This window comes from Brachybacterium paraconglomeratum (assembly GCF_003994255.1).
Lineage (GTDB): Bacteria > Actinomycetota > Actinomycetes > Actinomycetales > Dermabacteraceae > Brachybacterium > Brachybacterium conglomeratum.
On record NZ_ML133854.1, the window covers coordinates 22,715 to 45,049 of the forward strand.

Annotated in this window: 19 protein-coding genes; 14 read left to right on the forward strand and 5 right to left on the reverse strand. The window is 73.9% G+C overall.

Annotated features, from left to right (window positions below; all coding sequences use genetic code 11):
* Window positions 1-26 precede the first annotated feature (26 nt).
* Together DS079_RS07570 and DS079_RS07575 are read left to right on the forward strand one after the other, a co-directional pair.
* Window positions 27-4,655 carry a DUF4011 domain-containing protein gene (locus tag DS079_RS07570; protein WP_126986276.1) on the forward strand — a complete coding sequence of 1,543 codons (4,629 nt, stop codon included), beginning with the start codon at window positions 27-29 and terminating at the stop codon, window positions 4,653-4,655.
* On the forward strand, window positions 4,652-4,912 hold the full coding sequence (locus tag DS079_RS07575; protein WP_126986278.1) for a hypothetical protein: 261 nt from the start codon (window positions 4,652-4,654) through the stop codon (window positions 4,910-4,912). Before DS079_RS07570 ends, DS079_RS07575 begins: the two co-directional genes overlap by 4 nt.
* Before the next feature lie 36 nt (window positions 4,913-4,948).
* Here the strand turns inward: DS079_RS07575 and DS079_RS07580 are convergent, their stop codons facing one another.
* Complete coding sequence (locus DS079_RS07580) at window positions 4,949-5,458, reverse strand: P-loop nucleotide/nucleoside kinase family protein (RefSeq protein WP_164736154.1); 510 nt, start codon at window positions 5,456-5,458, stop codon at window positions 4,949-4,951.
* 48 nt (window positions 5,459-5,506) lie between these two features.
* Between DS079_RS07580 and DS079_RS07585 the strand changes: the two genes are divergently transcribed.
* Both DS079_RS07585 and proC read left to right on the forward strand, forming a co-directional pair.
* Window positions 5,507-6,436 carry a DUF368 domain-containing protein gene (locus DS079_RS07585; RefSeq protein ID WP_126986281.1) on the forward strand — a complete coding sequence of 310 codons (930 nt, stop codon included), beginning with the start codon at window positions 5,507-5,509 and terminating at the stop codon, window positions 6,434-6,436.
* Between the two features lie 61 nt (window positions 6,437-6,497).
* Window positions 6,498-7,337, forward strand: coding sequence for a pyrroline-5-carboxylate reductase (gene proC, locus DS079_RS07590; protein WP_126986283.1), 840 nt, complete (start codon window positions 6,498-6,500; stop codon window positions 7,335-7,337).
* Window positions 7,338-7,488: 151 nt separating this feature from the next.
* Here the strand turns inward: proC and DS079_RS07595 are convergent, their stop codons facing one another.
* Together DS079_RS07595 and DS079_RS07600 are read right to left on the reverse strand one after the other, a co-directional pair.
* Window positions 7,489-8,154 (reverse strand): potassium channel family protein, encoded by a 666-nt coding sequence (locus DS079_RS07595; protein WP_126986285.1) that lies wholly within the window; start codon window positions 8,152-8,154, stop codon window positions 7,489-7,491.
* A 75-nt stretch (window positions 8,155-8,229) separates the two neighbouring features.
* Window positions 8,230-9,645, reverse strand: coding sequence for a TrkH family potassium uptake protein (locus tag DS079_RS07600; protein WP_126986287.1), 1,416 nt, complete (start codon window positions 9,643-9,645; stop codon window positions 8,230-8,232).
* Window positions 9,646-9,746: 101 nt separating this feature from the next.
* On the opposite strand from DS079_RS07600, the gene DS079_RS07605 reads away from it, so the two are divergent.
* From DS079_RS07605 to DS079_RS07620, 4 genes are all read left to right on the forward strand, one after another.
* On the forward strand, window positions 9,747-11,006 hold the full coding sequence (locus DS079_RS07605; protein ID WP_126986289.1) for an acetoin utilization protein AcuC: 1,260 nt from the start codon (window positions 9,747-9,749) through the stop codon (window positions 11,004-11,006).
* Between the two features lie 145 nt (window positions 11,007-11,151).
* On the forward strand, window positions 11,152-12,918 hold the full coding sequence (locus tag DS079_RS07610; RefSeq protein WP_126986291.1) for a dynamin family protein: 1,767 nt from the start codon (window positions 11,152-11,154) through the stop codon (window positions 12,916-12,918).
* Window positions 12,915-14,591 carry a dynamin family protein gene (locus DS079_RS07615; RefSeq protein ID WP_126986293.1) on the forward strand — a complete coding sequence of 559 codons (1,677 nt, stop codon included), beginning with the start codon at window positions 12,915-12,917 and terminating at the stop codon, window positions 14,589-14,591. The genes DS079_RS07610 and DS079_RS07615 overlap by 4 nt, the downstream gene beginning before the upstream one ends.
* Window positions 14,592-14,744: 153 nt before the next feature.
* A complete protein-coding gene (locus DS079_RS07620) occupies window positions 14,745-14,843 on the forward strand; it encodes a 30S ribosomal protein bS22 (protein WP_019174583.1) in 99 nt (32 codons plus the stop codon).
* Between the two features lie 156 nt (window positions 14,844-14,999).
* On the opposite strand, the gene DS079_RS07625 is transcribed toward DS079_RS07620, so the two are convergent.
* Window positions 15,000-15,305 carry a glutaredoxin family protein gene (locus tag DS079_RS07625; protein ID WP_126986295.1) on the reverse strand — a complete coding sequence of 102 codons (306 nt, stop codon included), beginning with the start codon at window positions 15,303-15,305 and terminating at the stop codon, window positions 15,000-15,002.
* Window positions 15,306-15,509: 204 nt separating this feature from the next.
* On the reverse strand, window positions 15,510-16,040 hold the full coding sequence (locus DS079_RS07630; RefSeq protein ID WP_126986297.1) for a YceI family protein: 531 nt from the start codon (window positions 16,038-16,040) through the stop codon (window positions 15,510-15,512).
* A 132-nt stretch (window positions 16,041-16,172) separates the two neighbouring features.
* Between DS079_RS07630 and DS079_RS07635 the strand changes: the two genes are divergently transcribed.
* From DS079_RS07635 to ccsB, 6 genes are all read left to right on the forward strand, one after another.
* On the forward strand, window positions 16,173-16,778 hold the full coding sequence (locus tag DS079_RS07635; protein WP_241237590.1) for a MarR family winged helix-turn-helix transcriptional regulator: 606 nt from the start codon (window positions 16,173-16,175) through the stop codon (window positions 16,776-16,778).
* 69 nt (window positions 16,779-16,847) lie between these two features.
* Window positions 16,848-17,495 (forward strand): histidine phosphatase family protein, encoded by a 648-nt coding sequence (locus DS079_RS07640; protein WP_126986299.1) that lies wholly within the window; start codon window positions 16,848-16,850, stop codon window positions 17,493-17,495.
* Window positions 17,492-18,091, forward strand: coding sequence for a TlpA family protein disulfide reductase (locus DS079_RS07645; protein WP_126986301.1), 600 nt, complete (start codon window positions 17,492-17,494; stop codon window positions 18,089-18,091). Before DS079_RS07640 ends, DS079_RS07645 begins: the two co-directional genes overlap by 4 nt.
* Window positions 18,088-18,909, forward strand: a complete 822-nt coding sequence (locus tag DS079_RS07650) for a cytochrome c biogenesis CcdA family protein (RefSeq protein ID WP_126986303.1) — start codon at window positions 18,088-18,090, stop codon at window positions 18,907-18,909. The genes DS079_RS07645 and DS079_RS07650 overlap by 4 nt, the downstream gene beginning before the upstream one ends.
* Window positions 18,909-20,678, forward strand: coding sequence for a cytochrome c biogenesis protein ResB (resB, locus tag DS079_RS07655; RefSeq protein WP_126986305.1), 1,770 nt, complete (start codon window positions 18,909-18,911; stop codon window positions 20,676-20,678). The genes DS079_RS07650 and resB overlap by 1 nt, the downstream gene beginning before the upstream one ends.
* Complete coding sequence (gene ccsB / locus DS079_RS07660; RefSeq protein ID WP_126986307.1) at window positions 20,675-21,829, forward strand: c-type cytochrome biogenesis protein CcsB; 1,155 nt, start codon at window positions 20,675-20,677, stop codon at window positions 21,827-21,829. Before resB ends, ccsB begins: the two co-directional genes overlap by 4 nt.
* Window positions 21,830-22,335 lie beyond the last annotated feature (506 nt).

Below are 22,335 nucleotides of genomic sequence, written 5' to 3' on the forward strand. Positions count from 1 at the left end.
CCGGGCTCCCGGTAGCGTGGGCTCCCATGTGGAGTTTCCTGCGCGGGAAGAAGCGACCGGAGAGCACGGACCAGGAGGCGCCGTCGCGCGACGACGCCCTGTCGGCCCTCGCCCGGGAGCGTCGCGGCGAGCGGTCCGGGGACCAGCAGGAGGCCCCCGCGAGCCCCGACCCGGCACCTGCCGCCCCGCAGCGCGAGGAGCCCCCGGCCGAGCCTGCGCGGACCGGCGGCTACGAGGTCGTGCTCGACCACCGCTTCGACGAGGTCGGAGCCGGGATCGCGCCCGAGCAGGACGAGGACGGCGTGCCCGTGGTCCGCCGCGAGCACCGACCACTCAGCCGCGAGGACCGCGTCGCCGACGCCCTGGACCGCTGGGCCCAGCAGATCACCGGCGGCGTCACCGCCCCCTCCTTCCTCACCCAGATCCGTGCCGGCGGCACGGTCCTGGACCTCACCCACTCCCATCCCTCCGGCCTCGCGCAGCTCCTCGCCGGCCGCGGCCCGACGCGCCTGTCCTCCCTGGTCCGCGAGGTCGGGGCGCTCGCCGACGCCCGCGCCCACGCCCGCACCATCCGCGAGGTCGCCGAGCGGCACGCGGAGGAGGTGGGCCTGACCACCTGCCACCTCGGGATCGGCGAGGCGATCTGGTACCCCGAGGACGGCTCCGAGCCGATCCACGCCCCCGTGCTCGTGCGCCCCGTGACCCTGCGTCTGCGCGGCAACGCCCGCGAGGACGTCGACCTCGAGGTCGACGCGACCGCGGACCTCAACCCGGTCCTGCTGCGCGCCCTGCGCGAGGCCGGCGTCGCCGTCGACGCCCGCGCGCTGCTGGCCACGACCGACGGCGCCCACGGCTTCGACCCCAACCCCGTCCTGGACGCCTTCCGCTCCCTCGGCCAGCCGCTGACCGGCTTCCGCGTCCTGCACGCCCTCGTCGTCGGGAACATGATGGACGCCGCCGGCTCCGTCGCCGAGGACCTCGCCGAGGCGCGCGAGGACTGGGCCGCCTCGCCGCTGGTCGCCGCGCTCGCCGGCGACGAGACCGCCCGCACCGAGGTGCAGGACGCGGAGGGGACCGAGCTCCCCTCGGTGCCCGAGGACGAGCTGGTCGCCGCCGTCGACCCCGGCCACCGCGCCGTGCTCGAACGGGTCCTGGCCGGTGGGGACCTCGCCGTGCCCACCCCGCCCGGCACCACCAGCCTCGACCTCGTGGTCGACCTCGCCGAGGAGCTCAACGCCCGCGGCAAGAGCGTCCTGATCGTCTCCCAGCGCCGCCGCAACCTCTCACAGCTCGTCGAGATCGCCCGCCGCCGCGGCCTCGACGAGCTCGTCTTCGACCTCTCCCCGGACCCGTCCCTGCAGCGCAACGCCTCCGCCTCGCTGCTGCGCAGCCTGCGCCGCGCCGGCTCCCACGGACTCGGTCCGGACGACGCCGCCCCCGAGGAGCTCGGCGCCAGCCGCGACATCCTCGTCGGCCACGTCGAGGCGATGCACCGGATCCAGGAGCCGTGGGACGCCTCCGCCCACGACGCGATCTCCGCGCTCGCCGCGCTGACCCGCCTCCACCCCGCCCCCCGCACCTCCGTGCGCCTGCCCGGCTCCGTGGCCGCGCAGATGGTGGGGGAGGACCGCGACCGCTACACCGAAGCGCTGCGCGAGGCGGCCGAGGTGGGCGTGCTCTCCACCGGTCCCGAGCAGACCGCCTGGTACGGCGCGCCGATCAGCTCCGACACCCAGGCATCGCGGGCCGAGGAGCTCGTGGACCAGCTGCGCGGCGAGATCCTGCCGCAGCTGCGCCGCGCCGGCGCCCGCGCCGGCGGAGAGCTGGGACTGCGCGAGCCCGCGACCCTCGTCCAGCTCGGCGAGCGCCTCGCCCTGCTGGACCGGGTGCAGGCGCTGCTGGGCACCTTCCAGTCCGCCGTGTTCGCCGCCCCGCTGCCCGATCTCGTCGCCGCCACCGCCGACAAGCGCTGGCGCGAGGAGCGCGGCGTGGAGATGGGCTTCGGCGCCCGTCGGCGGCTGAAGAAGGAGGCCGCCGCGCTGCAGCGCCCCGCCGCCCTGTCCCCGGACCTGCACCGCGACCTCGGCGAGGCCCGTGACGTGGTCGAGGAGTGGCGCCGCCACGCCGCCGAGGCGGAGGGGAGCCCCTCGCGGCCGTCCCTGCCCGAGGACCTCGAGCAGATCCACCGCATCGCCGCCCGCTCCCAGAAGGTGCTCGACGAGCTCGCCGTGCTGCTGGACGGCACCCCCGCCGGCGCCGACCTCGCCCGCACCGACCTCGACGAGCTCGAGCGCCGCGTCGAGGCCCTCGCCGCGGACCGCTCCGATCTCGAGACCCTTCCGCGGCGCACCGAGCTGCTGCGCCGACTCGGCTTCGACGGCCTCGGCGAGCTCGTCGAGGACCTCCGTGCCCGCCGCGTCCCGATCGACCAGGTCGGCGCCGAGCTGGAGCTGGCCTGGTGGCGCAGCGTCCTCGAGATGATCGCCGGCGCCGAGCCGACCATCTCCCAGTACGACGGCACCTCCCTCTCCCAGGTCGCCGAGCGCTTCCGCCGCCTGGACTCCGCCTACCTCTCCGACGCCTCCGCTCGCGTGCACGCCGCGGCCGACGAAACGCGAGTGGCGACGATGAAGCTCTACCCGGACACCTCCCGCGCCGCGATCGCCGAGCTCGCCCGCTCCTCGACCGTGTCCATCCGCGACCTCGCCGCGAAGTACGAGGACATCCTCTTCGCGGCCCGACCCGCCTGGCTCGCCTCCCCGTACCTGGTCCCGCAGGTCATCCCGCGGGGGCGCCACTTCGACGTGCTGATCGTCGCCGACGGCGGGCGCCTGCCCACCGCCGCGGCGCTGCCCTCGATCGTCCGGGCGTCGCAGACCGTCGTCGTCGGCGATGTGCTCGAGTACGGCGGGGACTCGGTCCCGAGCCTCCTCGACGACATGCTGCGCATCGCCCCGCACCAGGAGATCCTGCGCGATCCCCATCCCGCGACCGAGGGGCTGCGCGGCTTCGCCCAGCGCCGCGCCCTGGTCGGCGAGGTCGTGGCGGTGCCGAGCCCCGTCGCCCCCGAGCAGGACCGCCTGGTCACCGTCGAGAACGGCCGCGGCCCGGTCACCGAGGGGACGGAGTACGTCGAGTCCACCGAGGCGGAGCTGCGCCGTGTCACCGACCTCGTGATCGAGCACGCCCGCACCCGCCCCGAGCGGTCCCTGGCCGTGCTCACTTTCACCGAGGAGCACGCCCGGCGCCTGATGGAGCGGATCATGAACACCGTCTCCGTCATCCCGGCGCTGCGCGACTACTTCGACCCCGGCGCCCGCGAGGTCTTCACCGTGCTGCCCGCCGCGCAGGCCACCTCCGTGCTGCGCGACGACATCATCGTCTCGATCGGCTTCGGGAAGACCCCGCACGGCCGGCTGCTGCACCGCTTCGGACCGCTGTCCGAGGAGAGCGGCCGCAAGGCCCTCGCCACCGTCATCACCCGCGCCCGCGGCCGCACCACCGTGGTCTCCTCGCTGGCCGTGCAGGACCTCGACCACGCCCGGCTGCGCTCCGACGGCGCCCGGGACCTGCGCGCCCTGCTCTGGGTGCTGCAGGGCGGGCACGACGTCCCCGTCGTCCCCCATGTCGCCGCGCTCACCGGCAGCGACGAGGAGATCGCTCCGCCCGCCCCCGAGCTGCCGCGCGCCGCACCCGCTCCGAACGGGAGCGAGGGCCCCGTGCAGGAGGGCCGCGGCGGCGCCGCACCGGAGCCGGCCGCGTCCGCGGAGCCGGCGCACGCGCAGGAGCTCTCCGACGAGGACCTCGACGCCGCGATCGAGGCGGCGCTGGCCCGCAAGTCCGCCGCCTCCCCGCGGAGCGCGGACCCCGAGACCGACGGCGCCGTGACCGGACAGGAGACGGAGCAGCCGGCGGCGGAGTCCGACGACGCTGCCCGGGCCGCGGCCGGTGGCGCTGCCGGTTCCGACGCCCCCGCGGGCGTCGATGCGCCGTCCGACGTCGACGAGCCCGCCCCCGCGCGGCCCGAGCCGGAGGCCGAGCGAGCCCCGCGCGAGCTCGAGACCGACGCCCTCGTCCAGGACCTCGCGGACCGCCTGCGCCGGCTCGGCCTGCTGGTCGAGCGGGACTTCGGCCTGTCCGCGGACCGGATCGAGCTCGCGTTCGGCCATCCGGACATGCCCGGCCGACTGCTGCTGGCCGTGGACACCGACGGCGACCACTACGTCGACACCCCCAGCCAGCGCGAGCGCGACCGGCTGCGGGCCGAGCGCCTCGAGGCCGCCGGATGGGCGACCGAGCGCGTGTGGTCCTGGGCCCTGTTCATCGACCCCGACGGGGAGGCCGAGCGGATCCGTCGCGCCCTGGACCGGGCGCTGCGCCTGGTCCAGGCGGAGGAGAGCTCCGACTCGCCCTCCGGCGTCGGCACGATCCGCCATCGTCTGCCCCGCCCGCAGATCCCCGCCGGTCACCCGCTGAGCTTCTACTCCAGCGACGACTTCGACGCGGTGGTGGAGTACATCTGCTCCGACGGCCGCGCCCGGCTCGAGGAGCACCTGGCCACCGAGGTGCGCAGCTTCCTCGGCTTCGAGCAGCGTTCCGTGCTGCTGGACGTCTCCGTCTCCAGCGCGATCCGCCGCTACCAGGAGCGGCAGTGAGCACCGGCTCCGCGGCCGACGGGGAAGCGTCGGCCCGTGGGAGAGCGGCGAGGCCCGTCCGCCGGGTCGTCGTCTCCTCCGTGACCGGCAAGCCGATCGACTGGGAGGCGCAGGACGCGGCCGCCCCCGCCGCCTCCCGCGGCGAGGAGCCGAAGGTGCTCCCGGACCGCCTCGCCGAGGACGCCCCCGAGCCCGGGGCCGACGAGTCCAACGACGCCCGCCTCAGCGGCGACGTGCCCCCGCACTGGGGTCGCTGAGGCGGTGCACGGACGGGCGCTGGGTGCCCGGCTCGGTCAGGGATGGACGATCAGGCGAAGTCCCTCGTCCTCCGAAGGTTCCTCGATCAGACCGGCCAAGTGGTAATTCCCCGCCAGATCCACCGTATGTGCATACGCCGTGCCTGCCTCGGTCCGGGCTCGGGCCCGTCGGGTGGACTCCTCGAGCGGGGTCGTCAGACGGTGCAGCAGCACCTCGGCGCCGGCCCGTCGAGCCCGCGCGATCCCGTCGGCCCGGCGATCCCGCGACCAGGCGTTCCAGTCCAGGATCGCGTCGCTCCCCGTGCGCAGCACCTGCTCGGCGATGTCGCCCAGCAGTGCCCTCACGACGGCCGCTCGCTCGCCGTACGCCGTGTCCTCCACGGTGAGCTCCGGATTCAGACGCAGCATCCACTCGTCCAGCGTCAGGCGCACTGCGGGCGACTCCGCCTCCAGGCGGCGGGCGAGGGTGGACTTCCCCGAACCAACCAGACCGCACAGGAGATGAAGACGCGGTCGGGCGGTATTGGGGCCGGATGCGTCACTCACGCAGTCGACGATATCGGTGCTGGCGCTGCACCTCCGTAGGCTCGGGCCATGACGGACACCGCCCCCGCCGCCGCGCCCGCCGACACCGCCCTCCCGCGCCACCGCAACCCGCTCGGGAACCTCCTGCGCGGCGCGCTGATCGGGGTGGTCGAGACCGTGCCCGGCGTCAGCGGCGGCACCGTCGCGCTGGTCACCGGGATCTACGACGAGCTGATCGAGGCGGGGCACCGGATCACCGCCGCCGCTCGTCGCCTCGTGACCGGGCCGGATCGCCTCGCCGGAGCGCGTGAGCAGCTGCGCGGCGTGAACTGGCTGCTCGTCCTCCCGCTGCTGGTCGGCATGGCAGCGGCCGTCCTCACCGTCGCCGGGCCCGTCGCAGGTCTCGTCGAGAGCCACCCCGAGACGATGCGCGCCCTGTTCCTCGGCCTCGTCGCCGGCTCCGTGCTGGTGCCCGTGCGGCTCTCCGGCGGGGCGTGGCGCGGAGCGGAGCTCGGCCTGTTCGCCCTCGGCGCGGTCGGCGGGCTGCTGCTGACCTCCCTGCCCTCGACCTCCCTCGAGCCGAGCCCGTGGGTGGTCGCCCCTGCCGCCGCGATCGCCGTGTGCGCGCTCGTGCTGCCCGGTGTCTCGGGGTCCTTCCTGCTGCTGAGCGTCGGCCTCTACCAGCCCACCCTGCAGGCCGTGGACCAGCGGGACCTCGGCTACATCGCCTGGTTCGGGCTGTGGGCGCTCGTGGGGCTCGTCGTCATCGTGAAGCTCATGCGGATCCTGCTGACCCGTCACCACCGCGGCACCATGGTGGTGCTCGCAGGCCTCATGATCGGCGCCCTGCGCAGCCTCTGGCCGTGGCAGGACGCCTCGGGCGCCCTGCAGGGCCCGGGCGCGGACTGGCCGCTGATGCTGCTGCTCGCCCTCGTCGGCGTGGCGGCCGTGCAGCTGCTCGTCCTCGTCGAGTCCCGCCTCGCCGCCCGCACGCCGTAGGCCCGAGGGCGCCCACCGGGACGGCCCCCATGGTCCAGCGCCTGCGCCGTACCCTGACGGCATGACTGACACGAGCACCGACAGCATCGACCTCTCCGCCATCCGCGTCGCCCTGATCGGGGCCGGGAACATGGGCGGGCCCGTCGGCCGCACCATGCTCGACGCCGGCGTGCGCCCCGAGAACCTGCGGATCGCGAACTCGATCCCGACCAGCAGCGAGCGCGCCGCGGAGGAGCTCGGCGCGACCGCCGCCGCCTCCCGCGCCGAGGCGATCGAGGGCGCCGACGTCGTCGTCCTCGGCGTGAAGCCCTACCAGATCCTCGACCTCGTCGCCGAGCTGCGGGACGACCTCCCCGACGGCGCCGTGGTGCTCTCCCTCGCCGCCGGCACCACCCTCGCGCAGATCCAGGACGCGCTCCCGTCGGACGCCGCCGTCGCCCGTGCCATGCCGAACACCCCCATCTCGGTGGGGGAGGGGGCCGTGGGCCTCATGCGCGGCGACGCCGTCTCCGACGAGCAGCATGCGCTGCTGCACGCCCTGTTCTCGAGCGCCGGCGTGGCCGTGGACATCACCGAGGAGCAGGTCCACGCCTTCATCGGCACCGCCGGCTCGATGCCCGCCTTCGTCTTCACGATCATCGAGGCGATGACCGACGAGGCCGTGCGGCTCGGGCTGAAGCGCGACCTCGCCGCCTCCCTCGTGCAGCAGACGGTGCGCGGCGCCGCGACCATGCTCACCGAGAGCGGCACCCACCCGGCCGTCGCGAAGAACGCAGTCTCCAGCCCCGGCGGCACCACCGTGCAGGGCCTCGCCGCCCTCGAGCGGGAGGGCGTGCGCGCCGGCGTCGCCGCCGCCATGGCCGCCGCGGCCGACTCCTCCCGCGCGATGAGCCGGGGCTGATCGCCCCGACCGGCGCGCACGGCCGCCTCAGGGGAGGGGCGGGCCCGGGTGCCGTGGGGGAGGGCGGGGCGTGGACGGGCTCCTGGTGACACGCGGTGGCATATATGCCGCAGCGTGCCACCGACGTCCCGTCCCCGTCCCCGCCCCGGGCTCAGGCGCGCTGGGAGAACTTCTCGATCTGGCCCGTGCGGCCGGAGACGATCAGCAGGTCGTGCGCGGCGACCATCGTCTCCGGCACCGCGTAGGTGAAGTCCTTGCCCGGTGACTTCACGCCTACCACGGTCACGCCGAAGCGCTGGCGGATGTCGGAGTCGGCGAGGGTCATGCCCTGCACCTCGCGCGGCGGGCGCATCTTCACGATCGCGAAGTCGTCGTCGAACTCGATGAAGTCCATGAGGCGGCCGTTGACCAGGTGCGCGACCCGCTTGCCGGCATCGGCCTCGGGGTAGACGACGTGGTGGGCGCCGATGCGCTGCAGGATCCGGCCGTGGGCGGGCGAGATCGCCTTCGCCCAGATCACGGGCTTGCCGAGGTCCACGAGGTTCGTCGCGATCAGCACGCTGGACTCGATCGAGGTGCCCACGCCCACTACCGCGATGCGGAAGTCGCCGGCACCGACCTGCTCGAGCACCTCGGGCTGGGTCGCATCGGCCCGCACCACGTGGGTGAGCTGGCCGGAGTACTTCTGGACGAGGTCCGGATCGGTGTCGATCGCGAGCACCTGCGTGCCGAGCTTCTCGAGGGTCAGGGCGATCGCGGCGCCGAAGCGGCCCAGGCCGATCACGAGGACGCCCTCGTCGCGGGCGGTGCGGGGCATGACGGCTCCTTCAGGTCGGGCGCGGTCGGGGGTCGGGTCGGGGCCGGCTCAGTCTAGGCCGGTCCCCGTCGGGGCTCAGCCCACGATCGGCCGCTCCTCGGGGTACTGGATCATCCGCACTCGGGAGCGGACGGCGAGGGCTGCGCCGAGGGTCATCGGGCCCAGGCGTCCCACGTACATGCACAGCGCGAGGACGGCCTTCGCCTCGGTGGGCAGGGACGGGGTGATCCCGGTGGACAGCCCCACGGTGCCGAAGGCGGACAGCGACTCGAAGAGCACCTGGTCCAGCGAGTACGGGGTCATCCGCAGCAGCACGAAGGTCGCCGCGAACACGATCGTGGCGCTCATGACGAGCACCCCGATGGCCTGGCGGATCGTGTCGTGAGGGATGCGCCGGCCGAACACCTCGACGTCGGGGTTGCCTCGGATCTCCGCCCAGATCGACAGCATCAGCAGCGCGAAGGTGGTCACGCGGATGCCGCCCGCGGTGGAGCCGGAGCCGCCGCCGATGAACATCAGCAGGTCCGTCAGCAGGCGCGACTCGGTGGTCATCTGGCCGACGTCCAGCGTCGCGAAGCCGCCCGATCGCGGCATGATCGCGGCGAACCCGGCGGCGAGCACCTTCGTGCCCACGCCCTCGTTCCCCAGGGTGGCGGGGTTGGACCACTCCATCGTGAGATAGCCGCCGAACCCGACCACCAGCAGCAGCGCCGTCGTGGTGAGGGTCAGCTTCGCGTGGACGCTCCACCTCCGCGGGGTGCGCAGCTTCCGCACCACCACCAGGATCACGGGGAAGCCGAGGGAGCCGACCAGCACGGCGAGACCGATCGGGATCGAGAAGAACGGATCGCCGAGGTACTGCGCGGTGCCCGCGGCCTCGGGCACGAAGCCCGCGTTGTTGAAGGCGCTGATCGCATAGAACAGACCCAGGAACAGCGACTCCCCGACCCCGTGCTCGGTGACGAACATGTACGGGGTCAGGGCCACGAAGGTCGCGATCTCGAAGGCGGTGGAGGTGATGAGGATGACCCGCAGCACCCCGCCCACCTCGGCGAGCCGCTCGGCGCGGGTCTCCTGCGCGGTGATCACCCGCTGGGCGAGACCGAGCCGGTGCATCACCGAGATGCTCAGCAGGGAGGCGACGGTCATCAGCCCCAGGCCGCCGAGCTTCACCGCGACCATGATCACGGTCAGCCCGAAGGTCGACCAGTGGGTGCCGGTGTCGACGGTGACGAGCCCGGTCACGCAGATCGCGGAGACGGCGGTGAACAGTGCGTCGATGAGGTCGGTGCCCTGACCGTCGCGCGTCGCGATCGGCAGCGAGAGGAGCGCCGTGAACACGCCGATCAGCAGGGTGAACACACCCAGCGCGATCCGGGCCGGGGTCGCCTTGGACAGCGACCTGGCGTGATCGCGCAGGCCCTGCCGGCGGGCGCGCGGGGCAGGGCCGGACAGCCGCCGGCGGGTGGGCCGGGTCCCCCGTTCGGTCATCGCATCCCTCGTGCTCGTGGCGACCGGCGGTCGCGTCCGCGGCAGTCTAGACCCGTCCCGCGCGAACACCCGTCCCTCGCGATCCTCGGTACGCTCACCCCATGCCCGCCGACGTGCCCGCCCCTGCCCAGGTCCCCGCCCCCGACGGCGTCGGGATCGTCTGGGACGACGCGCTGTGCGAGTACGACTTCGGGCCCTACCACCCGATGGCCCCGATCCGCCTCACGCTCACCCGGATCCTCGCGGGCGCGGCCGGGGTGCTGGACCGCGAGTGCGTGCGGACCCTGCCCGCACCCGTCGCGAGCGACGAGGAGCTCCAGGCCGTCCACGACCCCGCGCTGGTCCAGGCGGTCAGGCGGTCCTCGCCCGGCTTCGAGGGGCTGACCGCCGAGGACCTCGACGAGCTGATCTCCTTCGGCATCGGCGGCGACGACGTCCCGCCCTTCCCCGGCATGCACACCGCCTCCGCCCGCATCGCCGGCGGCTCCCTCGCCGCGGTCGACGGGATCATCGCCGGCCACGTGCGCAGCGCGGTCAACGTCGCCGGCGGCATGCACCACGCCAAGCCCGGCAGCGTCTCCGGCTTCTGCGTCTACAACGACGCCGCCCTCGCGGTGCGCCGGGCACTGGATGCGGGTGAGGAGCGGGTGATGTACGTCGACGTCGACGTCCACCACGGCGACGGCGTCGAGCGCGCCCTGTGGGACGAGCCGCGCGCCGTGACCCTCTCGATCCACGAGACGGGGGAGAGGCTCTTCCCCGGCACCGGCTTCGTCCAGGACACCGGCGGACCCTCCGCGCAGGGCACCGCGATCAACGTCCCGCTCCCGCCCCGCACCACCGCCGACGGCTGGGTGCGGGCGATCCGTGCGACGGTCCCCGCCCTGGTCCGGGCGGTGAAGCCCACGCTGCTGGTCACCCAGCACGGCGCCGACACCCACCGCAGCGACCCGCTGGCCGACTTCTCCGTCACCCTCGAGGCGCAGCGCGAGGTGATGATGCTGATGAAGGAGCTGGCCGACGAGGTGTGCGGCGGGCGCTGGCTCGCCCTCGGCGGCGGCGGGTACGCGGTGATCGACGTGGTCCCGCGCTCCTGGACCCACCTGCTCGCGGTCGCGACGGGCGAGCCGATCGACCCGGCCGCCCCGCTGCCGCAGGAGTTCCTCGAGGCGGCCGACCGCGCCCGCACCGAGCACGGCCTCTCACCGGAGCCGTCGGTGCGGCGCTTCGGCGACGACCGCCCCCTGGCCGTGCGCGACTGGGAGCACGGCTTCGACCCCGAGGACCCGCTCGACCGGGCGGTCCAGGCCGCGCGCCGCGGCGCCTTCCCCGAGTGGGGACTGGACCCCTTCCTGGACTGAGCGGTCCCGGGACGGGCCGGCCGATCCGTCGGCCCGTCCTCGCCGGGACGACCCGCGATCCAGGGACGACGCTCCCGGCGACCTGCCACAATGACGCCCAGGTGCCCCGTGCCCGGGGCCCGCACTCGACCATCCCGGGGGAGCCATGACCGATCGGACCACCCAGGTGCTCGACACCTTCGCGGAGCATCTGCGCACGCTCACGCTGCCGCTGCCCGTCGAGGGCGCCGAGGCCGCCCGCACCGAGGCCCGCGCCGCCCTCTCCCAGCTCGCCGACCACGTCACCCCGCGCCTCGCCTCCCTCGACGCACCGCTGCTGGTCGTGATCGGCGGCTCCACCGGTGCCGGCAAGTCCACGCTGGTCAACGCGCTGGTCGGCGCGCCCGTGAGCCGCTCCGGCGCGATCCGCCCCACCACCCGTCGGCCCGTGCTCCTCCACCACCCGGCCGACGAGCCCTGGTTCACCGGCACCCGCATCCTCCCCGGCCTCGCCCGCGTCCACGGAGGCACGAGCCCCGAAGCGCGCGACGCCGAGGCGCCGGGGGCGCCGGACACGACCGGCGACGTGGACCCCGCGACCTCGCTGGCCCTCCACGCCGAGGAGCGGATCCCGCAGGGCCTCGCGCTGCTGGACGCCCCGGACATCGACTCGGTCGCGAAGGGCAACCGCGAGCTCGCCCGGCAGCTGCTGCGCGCCGCGGACCTGTGGCTCTTCGTCACCACCGCCAACCGCTACGCCGACGCCGTGCCCTGGGAGGTGCTGCGCACCGCCGCCGAGCGCGACGTGACCGTCGACGTGGTCATGAACCGCATCCCGGACCGCGACGGCGTGGCCGAGGAGCTCGCCGCCGACCTCACCTCCATGCTCGAGCGGCAGGGCGTCGAGGTGGACCGTCTCTTCCTGGTCCCCGAGACCACGATCGACGACGACGGCATGCTCCCTCCCGAGGTGATCGCCGAGCTCGCCGCGCACTTCACCACGCTCGCGGCCGACGGCGAGGGCAGGCGCTGCATCGCCCGGCGCACCCTCGCCGGCGCCGTCGACGGCCTCGCCACCTCCGCCGGCGACATCGCCGGGCACGCCGCGCTCCAGGACGACGAGCGCCGGCGGCTGCGCGAGGAGGCCGTGGCCGCGTTCTCCGGCTCCCGGGAGCGGATCGACGCCGCCCTCGGCGACGGCTCCCTGCTGCGCGGCGAGGTGCTCGCCCGCTGGCAGGACGTGGTGGGAACCGGGGAGTTCTTCCGCGGCGTGGAGTCCTTCGTGACCCGCGCCCGGGACCGGCTCGGCCAGATGCTCTCGGGCCGCCCCGCCCCCGCGGTCGAGGCCGAGCAGGCGCTCGGCAGCGGACTCGTCCACGTCGTGGTCGACGAGACGGCGCGCGGCGCCGAGCGGGCCGACGCCGCCTGGCGCGCGAGCACCGCCGGGCGCTCCCTCGCCGAGGGCCAGGACCTCACCCGGATCGACGAGGACTATCCCGAGCAGGTCCGCGCCGCGGTGCGCGCCTGGCAGGGCGACGTGCTCGAGCTGGTCCGTGCCGAGGGCGCCGACCGCCGCACGAAGGCGCGGGTGCTCTCCCTCGGGGTGAACGTCGTCGGCGTCGCGCTGATGGTGGTCGTCTTCGCGTCCACCGCCTTCATCCCCACCGGCCTCGAGGTCGGCGCCGGGGCGGCGACCGCCGTCGTCGGCCAGCGGCTGCTCGAGGCGATCTTCGGCGACGAGGCGGTCAGGCGCATGGCGAAGGCCGCCCGGGAGTCCCTCACCGGTCGGCTCGACGCCCTGGTCGCCGAGCGCTCCGCCCCCTTCCTCGACCGGCTCGACGCGCTCGGCGACGACGACGCCGCGGAGGAGCTCGAGGCCGACGCCGAGGCGCTCGCCGCCCTCGCCCGCGACATCCGGGAGGAGACCCGATGAGCCTCCGCCGCCCCCGCACCACCCCGCTGCACGAGCGGCTCGACGCCCTGGACCGGGCGCTCTCCGCCCTCGACGGGATCGCCCCCGGTGAGGCCCTGACCGGGACGACCGAGCTGCTGGAGAGGATCGACCGCCGCCGCGCCCTCTCCGCCGAGCACACCGTGATCGGACTGTTCGGCGCGACCGGCTCCGGGAAGTCCTCCCTGCTCAACGCCTTGATCGGCAAGGACGTGGCCCGCGCGGCGGTGCGCCGCCCCACCACCTCCGCGCCGCTCGCCGCCGTGCTCGGCGACGCGGGCAGCGAGGCGCTGCTGGACTGGCTCGAGGTCGAGGAGCGCCACGCCCTCGACGAGGGCACGGCGCTGGCCCGGGCGGCCAACAAACCTGCCCGCGGCCGTCGTGCCCGCCGCACCGAGGCCGGGACTCCCGGCGTCGTGCTGCTGGACCTGCCGGACCTCGACTCGGTCGAGTCCGCCCACCGCGACATCGCCGAGCGCATGACCGGGATGGTCGACGTGATCGTGTGGGTCACCGACCCGCAGAAGTACGCCGACGCGCTGCTGCACCACGAGTTCGTGCGCCCCTTCGCCGGCCACGACGCCGTCACCGTGCTGGTCCTGAACCAGGTGGACCGGCTCCGCGAGGCCGAGCGCGAGGGCGTGCTCGCCTCCCTCGCCGCGATCGCCCGCGCCGACGGGCTCGAGAGCGCGCCCGTCCTCGCCGCCTCCGCCGAGACCGGGGAGGGGATCGAGGAGCTGCGCGAGCACCTGCTCGGCATCGCCCGCAGCCGCGAGGCCGTGGTCGAGCGGCACCGGGCCGACGTGCGCGGAGCCGCCGCACGGCTGCGCGAGGCCGCGGATCCCACCGGCATGGCCGAGCGCTCGAGCCCCGCCGCGATCGACACCCTCGCCCGGGACCTCTCCCTCGCCGCCCGGGTCGAGCCCGTCGCCCGCGCCGTCGGCGGCTCCTACCGCCACCGGGCGGCGCGCCGCGTCGGCTGGCCGCCGCTGCGCTGGATCCGCTCGATGCGCGCGGATCCCCTGGCCCGGCTCGGCATCGGCCGAGGTCGCGACGGGGAGGGCCTCGAGCGCACCTCCCTGCCCGCCCCGGACGCCGCGGCCTCCGCGCGCGCCTCCGGGGGCGTGCGCCGATTCGCCGACGACGCCTCGGCCGGCGGCAGCGATCCCTGGCGCGCCGCCGTCCGCGCCGCGGCCCGCTCCGAGGAGGAGGCGCTCCCGGACGCCCTGGACCAGGCGGTCGCGGAGGCGGACCTCCGCGCGGGGGAGACCTCCTGGTGGTGGCGGGTGCTGGACGTGCTCCAGTGGCTCGCGCTGCTGATCGGCGTGGTGGGCCTCGGCTGGCTGGGCCTGAACGCCGCGCTCGCCTTCCTCGGCGTGCCCCCGCCGCCGATGCCGATGGTCGAGGAGCTGTGGATCCCGATCCCGCTGCCCACGGTGATGCTGGTCCTCGCGATCGCGGCGGGGATCCTGCTGGGCGTCGCAGGCTCCGCGATCGCCGCGATGAGCGGCGCGTGGCACCGTCGTCGGGCGCGGCGCCTGCTCACTGCCCGGGTGCGGGGGACCGCGCAGGATCTCGTCGTCGAGCCGGTCGACGAGACGCTGCACCAGGCACGGCAGGCTGCGAGCGATCTCGCACTCGCGCACGGCGAGTGAGGCGGCGGGACGGTGTAGAGTGGATCGTCGACCGTGGCGTCGGCCGGGCGTCGGCCCGGGAGACTGCTCAGCCTGCCCCGCACGCTGACCGGCCGCGCATCTGAGATCCGCAGCATCACACCGCAGGCTCGTCCTGCAGAACAGAGGCTACCTATGGGTTCTGTCGTCAAGAAGCGACGCAAGCGCATGTCCAAGAAGAAGCACCGCAAGCTGCTTCGCAAGACCCGTCACCAGCGCCGCAACAAGAAGTGAGCGACGCCTGACATGCGAGAGCCCCCGCCGCATGGCGGGGGCTCTCGCATGTCAGGCGTCGCCGGTCGGGGCGGGCGTGCGGCCGGCCCGGTGCGCGTCTCGGGCACCGGGCTCGTCGGCCGCGACCGCTCGGGCGCCGGTGCCTCGTCGCGATCCTCAGGCGCGGCCGGTGAGGCGGCGCCACCAGGGGCGACGGCGCAGCGCGGTGCGCAGCTGCTCGGCATCGACCCGGTAGCGGGCGTGGACCTTCCCGTCCACGATGATCACCGGCACGTCGTGATCCCAGTCCTCGCGCAGGCGCTCATCGGTGTCGATGTCCCGCACCTCGACGGCGGTGCCGGCGCGGTCGGCCTCGGCACGCACCACCGGCAGGGCGTCGTCGCACAGATGGCAGCCCTCCCGCGTGAGGTAGAGGACGCGGGCGTCGGGTTCGCTGGGGGAGGGGACGTGCTGCGAGGTCATGGGCGGCACCATATCGGGCGGAGGAGCGGACGGTTGATGGAGGTCGGGGGCCGGGGGCGAGGCACCGGCGACGCTCCCGCGCATGCGCGGGGCGCGGCCGCGACGATCCCGGACGCCAGGACCGCGGACGCGACGACGGGCCGCCCGCGAACAGCGGACGGCCCGTCGGACCGGGCGGCGCGGGGCGCCGCGGAGATCAGGGGATCAGGCCGCGGTCGGCGCGGTGAACTCGGCCTCGATGGAGATCTTCACGGCGTCGGCGACCAGCACGCCACCGGCCTCGAGGGCGGCGTTCCAGGTCAGGCCGAACTCCTTGCGGGAGATGGTGGTCTCGCCGGTGAAGCCCGCGCGGTAGATGCCGAAGGGATCGGTCGCGGCGCCCTCGTAGGTGAAGTCGAGCTCGACGGGCTTGGTGGTGCCGTTGATGGTCAGCTCGCCGTGGAGGGTGTCGCCCTTGAGCTCGGTGGAGCGGAAGGTGATCGTCGGGTTGTTCTCGACGTCGAAGAAGTCGGCGCTCTTGAGGTGCGCGTCGCGGTCCGGGTTGGAGGTGGAGACCGACTCGGTCTTCAGGGTCGCGGTGAAGGCCAGGTCCTCGCCGCCCTCGGCGACGACGAGCTCGCCCTCGACATCGGTGAACTGGCCGCGGGCCTTCGAGATGCCGGCGTGGCGCACGGTGAACGCCGCGGAGGTGTGGGCGGGGTCGAGGGTCCAGGTGCCGGGGGTGAGGTCGCTCATGAGATGTCTCCTTCTCGTGGTGGTCCGGTGGTGACGGGCGATGGTCGAGCCGTTCCGCACCGTCATGCTTGAAAGCTAAACTAAAATGGGGGATGATGGCAAGAGGAAGAGTCCCCGGAAAGAGGAAACGTGATGTATGACACGACGTCAAGCGAGGAGCAGGCGGTCGCGGCGGCTTCGGTGACCCCCGCGGTCGATGGCGCGCAGGACGAGGCGGAACGCGCCTCGACGCCCGAGGAGCTGTGGCTGACGGCGAAGGAGCAGGAGGCGTGGCGCACCTTCCTCTACGCCACCACCCTGCTCACCGACCGGTTCGGCGACGCGCTGCAGTCCGACCCCGAGATCGGCCTGGCGCTGGGGGAGTACGAGATCCTGGTGCGCCTGAACGAGGCCGAGGGCGGGTTCCTGCGCATGTCCGAGCTGGCCGACAAGGTCGTCCACTCCCGCTCCCGCCTCACCCACACCATCACCCGCATGGAGAAGCGGGGCCTCGTCGAGCGTGTGCGCTGCTCCTCCGACGGTCGCGGCCGCCAGGCCCAGCTGACCGCCGAGGGCCAGGCCCTCCTCGAGCGCGCCGCACCCACGCACGTGCGCTCCGTGCGCGATCTCCTGCTGGACGTGATCGGCCACGACGACCTGCTCGAGCTCGGCAGGATCCTCGGCCGGACCATCGCGGAGGACGCCCCGATCGCCGTCGGATGTCCGGCACCTCACGAGGACGCCCCGGCTCGGAGCTGATCCGGAGGTGGGGTTGGTACCGTGAGGCGGCTCGCGAGAGCCTGCGACAGTGAGAGGAAGCCCCCAGCGATGACCACCACCACGGTGCACCTCGTGCGCCACGGCGAGGTGCACAACCCGGAGCGCATCCTGTACGGGCGCCTGCCCGGATACCGGCTCAGCGCCCGTGGTGAGCAGATGGCGCAGCGCGTCGGCGAGCACCTCGCCGGCGCCGACGTCGCCCTCGTGCGCTCCTCGCCGCTGCTGCGCGCCCAGCAGACCGCCGCCCCGATCGCCGCGGCGCACGACCTCGAGATCTCGACGGACCAGCGCCTCATCGAATCGGGCAACCGCTTCGAGGGCCAGCGCATGGGCCACGGCGACGCGAAGCTCACCGACCCGCGCAACTGGCGCTGGTTCATCAACCCCTTCCGCCCCTCCTGGGGCGAGCCCTACCGGGAGCAGGTCGCGCGCGTCGTCTCCGCCGTGCACGAGGCCCGCGCCGAGGCCGAGGGACGCGAGGCCGTGCTGGTCCTCCACCAGCTGCCGATCTGGGTCACCCGGCGCAGCGCGGAGGGCAAGCCCCTGTTCCACGACCCGCGCCGGCGCGAGTGCGGCCTCTGCTCGGTGACGAGCCTGCACTTCGTCGGCCCGCACCTGTCGGACGTCGGCTACGCCGAGCCCGCTGCCGCCCTCTACGACGGCGCCGTCGACGCGACCGGAGGGAAGCTCACATGAGGACCCCGCGCCCCGTCCCGAGCCGGCGCGGCCTCCTCCGCGTGGCCGCCGCGGCGCCACTGGCCGTGCTGCTGGCAGCCTGCGGGACCGACACCTCCGACCGCTACGCCTCCGGGGACTCGGGCTACGTCTCGGGCGACGGCGTCTCCGTCGAGATCCCCGCCGCCGAGCGCGGCGAGGCGATCGCCTTCACCGGCACCACCTTCGACCAGGAGCCGGTCGACCTCGCGGACACCCGCGGCGAGGTGCTCGTGCTGAACGTCTGGTACGCCTCCTGCCCGCCCTGCCGCAAGGAGGCCCCGGACCTCCAGGCCATCCACGAGGAGTACGCCGAGCAGGGCGTCTCCTTCCTCGGCATCAACGTGCGCGACGCCGCCGGCCCCGCGAAGGCCTTCGAGGAGAAGTACGGGATCACCTACCCCTCCGTGCCCGACACCGGCGCGGAGATCATGTACGCCCTGCGCGGCCAGGTCGCCCCGAACGCCGTCCCCTCCACGCTCGTGCTCGACCGCGAGGGGCGTGTCGCCGCCCGCATCTCCGGCGCTGCCGACCCTTCCGTGCTCCGCGCGATGATCGACGCGGTGGTCGCCGAATGATGCTCGCCGAGATCGGGGCCGCCTTCCAGGCGACCGCCCTGTCCGGATCGCTGCTGCTCGCGATCGCCGTCGCCGCCGCAGCGGGCCTGGTCGCCTTCCTCTCCCCGTGCGTGCTGCCGGTGGTCCCCGGCTATCTCGGGTACGTCTCGGGACTCGCCGGACAGGGCCCCGGCCCCGCCCCCGCCGCGAAGGGCACCGGCCGCCGCGCCGCCCGCCCGCAGCGGCCCGGCACCGGGCGGATGCTCGCCGGCTCCCTGCTGTTCGTGGCCGGCTTCGCAGTGGTGTTCATGGCGCTCGGCGGCTTCGCCGGCGCCGTCGGCTACCTCCTCCAGGAGCACGCCGTGTGGATCAACCGCGTCGCCGGCGCGATCGTGATCCTCATGGGCCTGGTGTTCATGGGCCTGATCCCGGGGCTGTCGGCCACGATGCCGATCTCCGCGAAGAAGCCCGACGCGGGCCTGCTCGGCGCACCGCTGATGGGGCTGGTGTTCGGCCTGAGCTGGACCCCCTGCATCGGCCCCACCTACGCCGCCATCGTGGCGCTGTCCCTGGACGGCGGCGGCGACGGCGCGGCGGTCCGCGGCGGCGTCCTGGCGCTGGCCTACTCCCTCGGCCTCGGCATCCCCTTCGTGCTCTTCGCGCTGCTGTTCGAGCGCGCGCTCGGGCTGAGCAGGAAGCTGTCGGCCCACCGCCGCAGCATCGGCCTGCTCTCCGGCGCGCTGCTGATCGCGATCGGCGTGCTCCTGATGACCGGGGTGTGGGCGAGCTGGATGAGCGAGCTGCAGGGACTGATCGCGACCTTCGAACCGGTGGTGTGATGAGCGAGAAGAACCCCCGTCCGGACCACGGCGTCCGGACCGACGACGCAGAGCGGCCCGGCACGGGCCCCGACGAGGCGAGCGGATCCGGCACGGGCCCGTCGGAGTCCGGCAGCTGGTCCAGCAAGCCCGAGGTCGACGGGAAGCGCGCCGCCGTGCCCTCCCTGGGCCTGCGCGGCACGCTGCTGTTCCTGTGGCGGCAGCTGACCTCCATGCAGACGGCGCTCGTGCTGCTCATGCTGCTGGCCGTCGCCGCGATCCCCGGCTCGCTCTACCCGCAGCGCAGCGTGAACCCGGCCCTGACCGAGCAGTTCCTCGAGGAGAACGGCCGCTGGGGCGAGGTCCTGGACGCGCTGGGCTTCTTCGAAGTCTTCTCCTCGCCGTGGTTCTCCGCGATCTACCTGCTGCTGTTCATCTCCCTGATCGGCTGCATCGTCCCGCGCGTCGGCGTGCACCTGAGGCAGCTGCGCGCGAAGCCGCCCCGCACCCCCTCCCGCCTGACCCGCTTCACCGGGTACACCCGCCTCGAGCTGCCCGGCGCGCAGGCCGACTCCCTGATCGAGACGGCCCATCGCAGCCTGCGCCGCTCCCGCTACCGCGCCGAGGTGCGCGAGGAGAAGGCCGGCCGCTCCGTCAGCGCCGAGCGGGGGCTGCTGCGCGAGACCGGCAACCTCCTGTTCCACATCGCGCTGGTCGGCGTGCTGGTGTGCAACGCCGGCGGCACCCTGACCAGCTATCGCGGCCAGGTCACGGTGGTCGAGGGGGGCGGCTTCGCGAACTCCCTGACCCAGTACGACTCCTTCGAGTCCGGGGCCTGGTTCGACGAGAACGACATGCCCGACTTCCGTTTCACCCTCGAGGATTTCCGCGCCACCTACGTCCAGCCCGGCGAGGCGGGGAGGGTCGGCGAGCCGCGCTCCTTCGAGGCCGACGTGCAGGTGACCACCCCCGGTCAGGAGCAGGAGTCCCGCACGCTCCAGGTCAACAAGCCCCTGCACGTCCCGGGCGCGTCGATGTACCTGCTCGGCAACGGCTACGCCCCCGAGATCACGGTCACCGATCCCGAGGGCACCGTCGTCGCCGAGGGGCCGCTGATCACCGTCCCGATGGGCGACATCAACTACACCTCTCAGGTGGTGCTCAAGGCGCCCGACGCCCAGCCCGAGCAGACCGCCGTCGTCGGCTTCTTCCTGCCCACCGGCACCATCGACGAGCAGGGACCGCGCTCCCTCTACCCCGACGCGCTGGACCCGCAGCTCGCCCTCACCGTCTACCAGGGCGACCTGGGCCTGGACTCCGGCGTGCCGCAGAACGCGTACGAGGTGGACCTCACCACCCTCACCCAGGTCCCGGGGGAGGACGGCGACCCGGTGCTGATCCGGCTGTACCCCGGCCAGGAGTACAGCCTCGCCGACGGCACCACCGTCAGCTTCGACGGGCTGAAGCGCTTCGCCGCCTTCGACATCGTCCACAACCCCTTCGAGCGCTGGATCCTGATCAGCGCGCTGGTCGCCGTCGGCGGCCTGATCCTCTCCCTGTTCGTGCCGCGCCGGCGCCTGTGGGTGCGGGTGCGGGAGCAGGGCGGCACGACCGTGCTCGAGGTCGCCGGGCTCGCCCGCAGCGACGATCCCGCGCTCGCGGACGACGTGAAGGCCCTGGCGTCCCGGCTCTCGGAGGTGCACGATGGACAACGGCTCCCGGACGCCGCACCGTCCGGGCACCCCGAGGCGGACGCCTCGGGCGGACCCCGAGAAGGAAGTGCCCAGTGATCAACCAGCAGCTGGCAGAGCTCTCGAACCTCGCCATCGTGGTGACGATCGTGCTCTACGTGCTCGCCCTGATCGGCTTCGGCGCCGATCTGTCCTCGTCCTCCCAGCGCCGCAGCGACGCCCGCCTCGCCGCCCAGGAGCGGAAGGAGGCGCAGGAGAGGGAGATGAGCCCCGCGAGCGTCGGCGCCTCGGGCGCCGAGGCGGAGGGGGCGACCGCGGTGGGTGGCACCGCGGTGGCTGCTCGCCCCGGCGCAGCGAGCGCGGGCTCCGCAGGCTCCGGCGCCGGCGGCTCGGATTCCCTCGCCCCGGGCACCGCCGGTACGCGCACCGCGGGGGAGGCTCCTGCCGCGTCCGGTGGCATGTCCGCGCAGCGCTTCGCCTTCCTGCTCGCCTCCGCCGCGACCGTGCTGCACCTGATCGGCGTGATCACTCGCGCGCTCGCCACCCAGCGCGTCCCGTGGGCGAACATGTACGAGTTCGCGACCACCTCCACCGCGATCGTGATGGTCGCCTTCCTCGCCTTCAGCGTGCGCCGCACGGAGCTGCGGGCGCTGGGCACCTTCGTCGTCGGCCCCGTGCTGCTCGTGCTGCTGCTCGCGCAGACGTTCTGGATCGTGCCCGCCGCCGAGCTCACCCCGAGCCTCCAGAACTCCCACTGGATCTACATCCACATCGGCGTCGCGGTCGTGGCGACGGCGCTGTCGATCCTCGGCGCGGTCGTCGCCTCGATGCAGCTGTTCCAGGCGAAGCACGAGCGCGTCCTCGCCGAGCGCGCCGCGACCGAGGATTTCCCCGAGCACTGGGGCCGCTTCGGGCACGTGCTGGACCGGCTGCCCTCCTCGTCCTCCCTCGAGGCGCTGAGCTTCCGCATCCACTCGGTCGCGTTCGTGTGCTGGACCTTCACCCTGATCTTCGGGGCGATCTGGGCCCGCGAGGCCTGGGGCCGCTTCTGGGGCTGGGACCCCAAGGAGGTGTGGACCTTCATCATCTGGGTGATCTACGCGGCCTACCTCCACGCCCGCGCCACCGGCGGCTTCCGCGGCTCCCGGGCAGCGGGCCTGGCCCTGGCCGGCTTCGTCGCCGTGGTCTTCAACTACACGATCGTGAACACGGTCATCAACGGCCTGCACTCCTACTCCGGCCTCGGCTGAGACTCCGGCCGGGGCAGGCAGTCCGGCCTCGGGTGATTCTCCGGCCAGCGCTGGCAGTCCGGCCTCGGCCGGTGCTCCGGTCCCGGCTCTGCCCGCGCCGAGCAGTTCTTCGGCGATCCGTTCCAGGACATGGAACGGATCGTCGAAGTGTTTCCGGCCGCCGCAGTGCGGACGAGACCAGGGCCGCAGCGCGAAGAGTCGATCGACGTCAGGTACCAGCTTCCTGGTAGCTGACGTCGATCAACTCAGTGCAGTGGTGGTGCGTAGGAGGTCAGTGCCGCGACGTGCGGAGCAGATCGACGTGAGGTACCACTTTCCCGGTACCTGACGTCGATCAAGTCTGTGCAGCGGTGGTGCGGACGGTGTCGGTGCCTGTGCACGTGCAGTTGGTCGACGTGAGGTACCACCTTTCTGGTACCTGACGTCGATCGACTCCGGTGGGAGGGCTCGGCCGAGCTTCGCTGAGTGGGCCTGGCCGACCTCCGGTGACCGGTCCAGCCAGCAGG